Source organism: Flavobacterium sp. UBA4854 (assembly GCF_002399805.1).
GTDB lineage: Bacteria > Bacteroidota > Bacteroidia > Flavobacteriales > Flavobacteriaceae > Flavobacterium > Flavobacterium ginsengisoli.
Window position 1 is genome coordinate 3899 of sequence record NZ_DHEI01000131.1, and the last position, 8226, is coordinate 12124.

8 protein-coding genes are annotated in these 8226 nt (G+C 33.4%); 6 read left to right on the forward strand and 2 right to left on the reverse strand.

The genetic code is table 11. The annotated features are described in order from the left end of the window. On the reverse strand, window positions 1–1496 hold a 1496-nt coding region (locus B3J44_RS18835), incomplete at its 3' end, for a class I tRNA ligase family protein (RefSeq protein WP_286970473.1). 273 nt (window positions 1497–1769) lie between these two features. Here B3J44_RS18835 and B3J44_RS18840 point away from each other — a divergent pair. The 6 genes from B3J44_RS18840 (at window position 1770) to truB (ending at window position 7225) form a co-directional block, all read left to right on the forward strand. Next, window positions 1770–2117, forward strand: a complete 348-nt coding sequence (locus B3J44_RS18840) for a winged helix-turn-helix domain-containing protein (protein ID WP_286970476.1) — start codon at window positions 1770–1772, stop codon at window positions 2115–2117. Between the two features lie 91 nt (window positions 2118–2208). Beyond that, a complete protein-coding gene (locus tag B3J44_RS18845; RefSeq protein WP_286970478.1) occupies window positions 2209–4206 on the forward strand; it encodes a TonB-dependent receptor plug domain-containing protein in 1998 nt (665 codons plus the stop codon). Window positions 4207–4454: 248 nt separating this feature from the next. After that, entirely contained in the window at window positions 4455–5330 is an 876-nt protein-coding gene (locus B3J44_RS18850) for a cell division protein FtsX (protein ID WP_198855428.1), read from the forward strand. Between the two features lie 70 nt (window positions 5331–5400). Next, window positions 5401–5658, forward strand: a complete 258-nt coding sequence (locus tag B3J44_RS18855) for a DUF3098 domain-containing protein (protein ID WP_198855427.1) — start codon at window positions 5401–5403, stop codon at window positions 5656–5658. An 80-nt stretch (window positions 5659–5738) separates the two neighbouring features. Continuing rightward, entirely contained in the window at window positions 5739–6536 is a 798-nt protein-coding gene (locus B3J44_RS18860; RefSeq protein ID WP_286970492.1) for an undecaprenyl-diphosphate phosphatase, read from the forward strand. Then, on the forward strand, window positions 6536–7225 hold the full coding sequence (gene truB, locus B3J44_RS18865) for a tRNA pseudouridine(55) synthase TruB (protein ID WP_278020269.1): 690 nt from the start codon (window positions 6536–6538) through the stop codon (window positions 7223–7225). Before B3J44_RS18860 ends, truB begins: the two co-directional genes overlap by 1 nt. Before the next feature lie 338 nt (window positions 7226–7563). Here truB and B3J44_RS18870 read toward each other — a convergent pair whose 3' ends face one another. Beyond that, a complete protein-coding gene (locus tag B3J44_RS18870) occupies window positions 7564–8181 on the reverse strand; it encodes a thioredoxin family protein (RefSeq protein ID WP_286970604.1) in 618 nt (205 codons plus the stop codon). Window positions 8182–8226 lie beyond the last annotated feature (45 nt).

Here is an 8226-nt window from a genome sequence, read left to right on the forward strand (position 1 = left end):
CAATAACGCTGACGAGAGAAAACAGCATCACGCAAACGGTAATTTGTTTTTCCTTTTCCTTGTCCTAATTTTTCTAATTCAGCGATTGCTTTTTGAGTTGCCTCTTTATAATTCAATCCGTTTAAGAAATCAGAATTTGCGATTTCAACATTGTCTTTAGATCCATAAGCTGCTTCAGAAATATCAACATTTGCGAAAATGTTTTTAATTTCCTGCATTCCATTCTGACCTTTAAAGAAATTAGCAAAAGCGTAATCTCTTTCGTCTCCGCAAGGAACCGCCATTACAGCACCAGTTCCGTAACCTGCCAAAACGTAATCACCAATCCAAACCGGAATTGGTTCTTTTGTAAATGGATGTTCGGCATAAGCTCCAGTAAATGCACCAGAAATAGTTTTTACATCGGCCATACGTTCACGCTCTGAACGTTTTGCTGTTTTTTCGATATACGCTTCAACAGCTTCTTTTTGTTCTGGAGTTGTAATTTTAGCAACCAAATCATGTTCTGGCGCCAAAGTCATAAAAGTAACCCCAAAAATAGTATCAGGACGAGTAGTAAAAACCTCGATTACTTCGTCATGATTTTTCACATTAAAAGTTACCAAAGCACCAACCGATTTCCCGATCCAGTTTCTTTGAGATTCTTTGATTGACTCACTCCAGTCAATATTATTTAGACCTTCAAGCAAGCGTTCGGCATAAGCAGAAATTCGCATACTCCATTGTGTCATTTTTTTTCTTATAACAGGAAAGCCTCCACGTTCTGAAACTCCGTTTACAATTTCATCATTTGCCAAAACAGTTCCTAAGCCTGGACACCAGTTTACTTCAGTTTCTGCCAAATATGTTAATCTATATTGTAAAAGAATTTTTTCTTTTTGATCTTCAGAATAAGAATTCCATTCGTCAGCAGTAAAAATCGCAACATTGTCATCGCAAACTGCTTCGACTAATGCATTTCCGCTTTCTTCAAAAACAGTTACCAACTCAGAAATATCAAAAGCTTGACCTTGTTTTTTGCAATACCAAGAGTTGAACAATTGGATAAAAATCCATTGTGTATGTTTGTAATAATCTGGATTTGATGTACGCACTTCACGACCCCAGTCAAATGAAAATCCGATCTTATCTAATTGTTTTCTATAACCAGCGATTTGTTTTCCTTCTTTATCAACACCTCCATCAATATTTACACGAGTTGTATCTTCTGGACGCTGACCTGTTTGAATTGCATATTGTTCTGCCGGTAATCCGAAACTATCGTATCCCATTGGATGCAAAACATTGAAACCTTGATGTCTTTTAAAACGAGAATACACATCTGAAGCAATATAACCCAGCGGATGTCCTACGTGTAATCCTGCTCCAGATGGATAAGGAAACATGTCGAGAACATAATGTTTCGGTTTTTCGGAGTTATTTTTTGCTGCAAAAGTTTGATTTTCTGCCCAATATTTTTGCCATTTGGCTTCAATTTCGTTTGGATTGTACTTCATTTCTAAGCGACTAAGATTCTAAGTTACTAAGGTTCTAAGCTTTTCACTAAATTAATTAAGCCGCAAATTTACATTTATTGCGGATTGTAGCAAAGCTATTTCACTGACAAACAAATAAAATAACAAATTACTTATTTTTAATTACGTAAAAATACTTATATTTACATCAAAAATACGTATAATACTTATTTTACAAATCAATTTCTTAAAAGAAGGAGAGAATATTTTTATTAACTAATCATTATTTTTACAAAAGTCATTAAGGGAATAAAAATGAATAAGGATAAAAAATATTCTGTTGAAGTTCGTGTTTGGATCGAAGAAACTGAAGGTGCGTTTTTAGGAATTGGTAAAATCTGGCTTTTAGAAAATATCCGAAAAACAGGATCAATTACAAATGCCGCGAAAGAAATGAAAATGGCATATAGGCAAGCTTGGCAATTGGTTGAAGAAATGAATCAGCGGGCAGAATCTCCATTGGTAGAAAAACTTCTTGGCGGAAAAGGCGGCGGCGGCGCAAGATTAACTGAAGCAGGAGAAAGAGCCATCGAAGTTTTTTATGACGTTGAAAACCGTATTAAAGAATTTGCCAAAAAAGAAACTCAAAATTTAAAATTTTAAAATCAACCCTATTCTAAAAAAAACGATTAACCAAACCCATTTTTTCAACAAGCAGTATTCATTTTAAAACATACTGAAAAACTATTTTTATATGAAACCAAAATTATTATCCTTTCTGCTTTTTCCACTCATCGGATTTGCACAACAAAACAATTCGAAAACCACAGATTCCCTCAAGATTTCAAATGTCTTTAATCTTGGAGAAGTCATTATTACCAATCAACAAAACAAAGACACTTTGAACCGAGTGACTTCAAAAACAATGGAATCACAAAATAAAATGGAGGTTTCGAAAGCTTTGAACCTATTACCTGGAATAAGTTTAACTGCTTCTGGCCCAAGAAACGAATCGATGGTTTCTGTTCGCGGTTTCGACTTAAGACAGGTTCCGGTTTATATGGACGGAATTCCCGTTTATGTCCCGTATGACGGTTATGTAGATTTGGCTAGATTTACCACTTTTGATTTAGCAGCAGTAGATGTTTCTAAAGGATTTTCGTCTGTACTTTACGGACCAAATTCGCTTGGAGGCGCGATCAATCTTGTTTCTAGAAAACCTTCTAAAAAATTAGAATATGATGCCGCTTTAGGAATGATTAATGAAAACGGATATCGAGGAAATGTAAATATCGGTTCGAAAATAGGTAAATTCTATTTTCAAGGCGGGTTTTCTTATTTAGACCGTGATTCTTTTAGAATGTCTTCTAATTTTGTTCCGACAGCAAATGAGAATGGCGGACAAAGAGACAATTCGTATCGAACAGACCAAAAAATCAGTTTTAAAGTTGGATGGACTCCAACTGAAAAAAGCGAATATGCAATTGGTTACATCAATCAGCAGGGCGAAAAAGGAAATCCTGTTTATACGGGATACGACACACAAAATTCGCTTTTGCTAAAACCTCGCTATTGGCAATGGCCAAACTGGGATAAAGAAAGTTTTTATTTTATTTCTAATTCTGCTTTTGATGATAAAAACAGTTTCAAAACCAGATTGTATTTTGACCGATTTAAAAACACACTTGATAGTTACGACGATTCTTCTTATTCGACACAAACAAAACCGTATGCTTTTGAAAGCATTTACAACGATTATACCTTTGGAGGAAATCTGGAATACAACACTAAAATAATTCCGAAAAACGATTTAAAATTTGCCTTTCAATTTAAAGAAGATGTGCATCGCGAGAACAATCTTGGTGAACCAGTTCGCCATTTTATAGACAATACGGTTTTAATTGGAATTGAAGATGTTTACAAAGTCAATTCAAAATTTACTGTAATTCCTGGCGTTAGTTACAACATTCGAAAAAACTTGGAAGCGGAGGATTACAACAGCACAGCAAAAACAATTTCAGATTTTCCAGATGCTGGAGCAAGTGATGCTTTTAATGCCCAAGTTGGATTTTTCTATCAGCTAAATAATCAGCAAAAACTAGGGGCAACCATTTCTCAGAAAACCAGATTTGCAACTATAAAAGACCGATATTCTTATAGAATGGGAACAGCAATTCCGAATCCAGATTTAAAACCTGAAAAAGCAATTAATTATGAATTGAACTATACCGCAAATCTTTTCGAGAAAATCACTTTTCAAACAGCGCTTTTCTACAGTTCACTTTCAGATGCAATCTTAAACGTAAGCAATGTTGAGCCAGGAAAATCGCAAATGCAGAATTTTGGTGAAGCTGATTATAAAGGGATAGAAGCGCAACTGAATTATGCAATTTTAGAAAACCTCTCATTAAATTTGAATTATACTTACATCGAAAGAAAAAACATCACCAATCCAAATATTCATTTTACAGATGTTCCAAACACAAAAGTAATGGGAACTTTAGAATATAGTCCAATCAAAATTCTTCGATTAATTGCCAATACCGAATTTAATTCGCCTCGTTTCAGTACAAGTTATGGCGCAAGAGTTCCAGATTATACGCTTCTGAATTTATATGTTTCTGGCAAAATATCTAAAAACTTCAGTCTTGATGCTGGTTTGAATAATATTTTCGATCGAAATTATAGTCTTGTTGAAGGATATCCAGAAGAAGGCCGTAACTTTTTTGTGACACTTCGTTTTTTCAATTAATTTTCAAAGGTGTTAAGAAACTAGGTTTTCTTTCCTCCAATATTTTCTAAAGTTCGCAAAGCTTCAATAGTCAAAAGCTCTGCGAACTTTGCGTTATTAACATTCGAGCATAAAGAAATCTTTACGTACTTTGCGGTTAATTCAACTTTTTATTCGGGAACGAATCGTACATTTATGGGATAAAAGTTCGTTATTAACTTTAAATAAAGAAATTCTTTATTATTTTTACCACATAATTTAAGCAGACTATGAGTTCTAACTTTGATAAATTTCAAAAGCGCAGGTTAATTTCCTCTTATTTTTCGGTAGTATTAAGTGTATTCTTAGTTTTATTCCTTTTGGGAGTACTAGGATTATTCATTATCAATTCTAAACAGTTGGCTGACGATTTTAAAGAAAAAATCGCCATGACAGTTTTCTTTAAAAATGAAGCAAACGACAGTGTTATTAAAGCATTTAACACCGAACTTAAAAGAGCTCCTTTTGCCAGATCTTTTGTTTATGTAACCAAAGAGAGAGCTGCAAAAGAACATACAGATATTATCGGAGAAGATTTCTTAACCTTTTTGGGAGAAAATCCTTTATTGAATTCATACGACATTCACTTAAAAGCAGATTATGTAGAGAGAGACAGTATCGTAAAAATCGAAAGCCGTTTCCGTAAAAATGCTATGATTTCAGATATTGTTTACGACAAACAATTGGTAAATCTTGTAAATGACAACATCAGAAAAGTAAGTATGTGGATTTTGATTATAAGTGGTTTCTTGACTGTAATTGCTGTTTTATTAATCAATAGTTCGCTTCGTTTATCCATTCATTCAAATCGTTTTATTATCAAAACTATGCAGATGGTTGGTGCTACAAAAGCGTTTATTCGTAAACCGTTTGTAATGCGAAGCGTAAAACTTGGAATGCTAGGGGCAGGTTTGGCTATTATTGCTTTAATCGCTCTTTTACTTTATGTAGACACTAATTTCCCTGGTTTAGGAATTCTAGAAGACAAAGCTTTAACTGGTTTAGTTTTAGTTGCCGTTTTTGGTTTAGGAGTTTTAATTACTTGGGTAAGTACGCATTTTGCAACACAACGTTTCTTGAATTTAAGAACCGACGATCTTTACTAATTTTAGATTGCAGATTACAGATTTTAAAAAAAATGCCTTCGACTTCGCTCAGGCTGACAAACATATAAAGATGAAAAACAACAATAATAAAGAAGAACAACAAGTTCAAAAACAGGAATTCCTTTTTGACAGCATCAATTATAAAATTTTATTGATTGGTATTGTTGTAATTGCGCTAGGATTTATTTTAATGTCTGGCGGAGGAAGTAAAGATCCAAATGTTTTTAACGAAGACATTTTCAATTTTAGACGTATTCGTTTAGCGCCAACAACTGTTTTAATCGGTTTTGGAATCACGATTTATTCTATATTCAAAAAATCAAAATAATAAAAGGTTTATAGATTTTAGACACTGAGCAAAGCGAAGTAATCAATCTAAGATCTAAAATCTGAAATCTAAAACTCTAAATGAACACATTACAAGCTATTGTTCTTGCCATTATTGAAGGAATTACAGAATTTTTGCCTGTTTCTTCAACGGGTCATATGATTATTGCCTCTTCGTTTTTCGGAATCGCACACGACGATTTCACTAAACTTTTTACCATTGTAATTCAACTTGGTGCAATACTTTCGGTTGTTATTTTATACTTCAAACGTTTCTTTCAAACTTTTGACTTCTATTTCAAACTTTTAGTTGCTTTTATTCCTGCAGTTGTTTTAGGATTATTATTAAGCGATTTTATTGATGGCTTATTAGAAAACCCTGTAACTGTTGCGGTTTCTCTTTTAATTGGTGGAATTATTTTATTGAAAGTAGACGAATGGTTTAATACTCCGAATACAGCTGAAACTTCACAAGAAATCAGTTATTTGCAAGCTTTTAAGATTGGATTGTTTCAATGTATTGCTATGATTCCTGGAGTTTCTCGAAGTGGAGCAAGTATCGTTGGGGGAATGTCTCAAAAATTATCAAGAACTACAGCTGCAGAATTTTCATTTTTCTTAGCCGTTCCAACTATGTTGGGTGCAACTGCAAAAAAATGCTACGATTATTACAAAGCTGGTTTTGAGTTATCTCACGATCAAGTAAACATGTTGGTTATTGGAAACATTGTTGCTTTTGCTGTGGCACTTTTAGCAATAAAAACTTTCATCGGATTTTTGACTAAAAACGGATTTAAAGTTTTTGGTTATTACCGAATTATTGCCGGAATCATTTTATTATTGATTCACTTTTTCATTCATCCGCTTACTATTATATAATGACACCCGAAGAATATTTAGAAGGTCAGGTTTTATTGATTGACAAACCTTTAAAATGGAGTTCATTTCAAGCTGTCAATAAATTAAAATACCTTTTAATTAATAAAGTTGGACTTCCTAAAAAGTTCAAAATTGGCCACGCAGGAACTTTAGATCCATTAGCAACAGGACTTTTATTGATCTGTACAGGAAAATTCACTAAAAGAATTTCAGAACTTCAAGGTCAGGCAAAAGAATATACAGGAACTTTTTATATTGGAGCCACTACTCCATCGTACGATTTAGAAACTGAAATCGATCAAACTTTCCCAACCGATCATATTGATGAATCTTTAATTCATGAAACGGTAAAACAATTTTTAGGCGAAATCGACCAGAAACCGCCTATTTTTTCTGCTATTAAAAAAGACGGTGTTCGTTTATACGAACATGCTCGCGCTGGAGAATCTATTGAAATTGAAAGCAGAAAAACTACTATTCACGAATTTGAAATTACAAGAATTGCATTGCCAGAAATAGATTTTAGAGTAGTTTGCTCTAAAGGAACTTACATTCGTTCACTTGCTTACGATTTTGGGAAAGCAATGAATTCTGGTTCGCATTTAACTGTTTTACGCCGAACTAAAATTGGCGATTACGATGTAAAAAATGCTATTGATATCACCTTATTTGAAGAGAGCTTTAAATAGCTAAAAATAAAAAGCACATTACTATTGTTTGAAAAAGTAATGTGCCAAGCTCTTAAGAAAAGTAATTTTATCTCATACTCATCTTGATTTAATAGTGAGGCACATTTTTCCCTCCGAATAAAAATTTAGAAAAGAAATCATAAAACCTTTCGAATAACTTTTTCATAATAGTGCACTTTTAATTGTTGAACATTAAATAAACACCAGTAAAAAGAGTAAATCTGAAAGTTATAATAGAAGTGGGTTAGCTTCACTAAGTTACGAAATTCTATTTAAGATAAAAAGACTTTAAGATAATTTTATCAACCAAAACATCTGCTTATCAACACATTATCTTGCTAAAGTCTATTATATTTAATGTTTTCCATAATTTCGACCAATTCTTCCTGAACCGAAATTCCTTTATCTGCCAAATACCACAACTGTAAGTCGGTTTTTATTTTTTCGTCGATAGCGCCAACCTCTCTTTTGTGTTTCGCCATTAATTCGGCAGCTCCTTTTGGTCTTGGTCCCCAATCGGCGCGTACAATTCCAGCTTCTTTACAAATAACAATTACTTTTGGAATCGCTCTTCCGCCATTGGTCAGATAATGATTCATCAAATCATCATTTTCATCTCGAAACGCAATTCTCAAATCGATTTTTTTATGAGAAGCAAGAGCCATTTTATTTAAGACGGGAAGAATTTGCGCTGCATCTCCGCACCAGCCTTCAGAAAGCACAAGCCAGATATAGTGATTATCTAAGTTTTGAAGTTTCTCTGCGACAGCATCTGAAATAGAGATCGTTTTTTCTAGCCTATTCATTCTAGCTTCATTCAATTTGGAATAATTGGTAAGACTTTCAGATTGTTCATTGCCCGTTGATTTTCCCTCCTTCAACAAATCAGTTACTATTTTTCTGTATTCAGCATAAGAATGACTATTGAATAATGCTTTGGCTACGATGCTTTTCATTTTTTTATTTTTTTTAGGATACAATAAAAATACAAAATTTAGGAA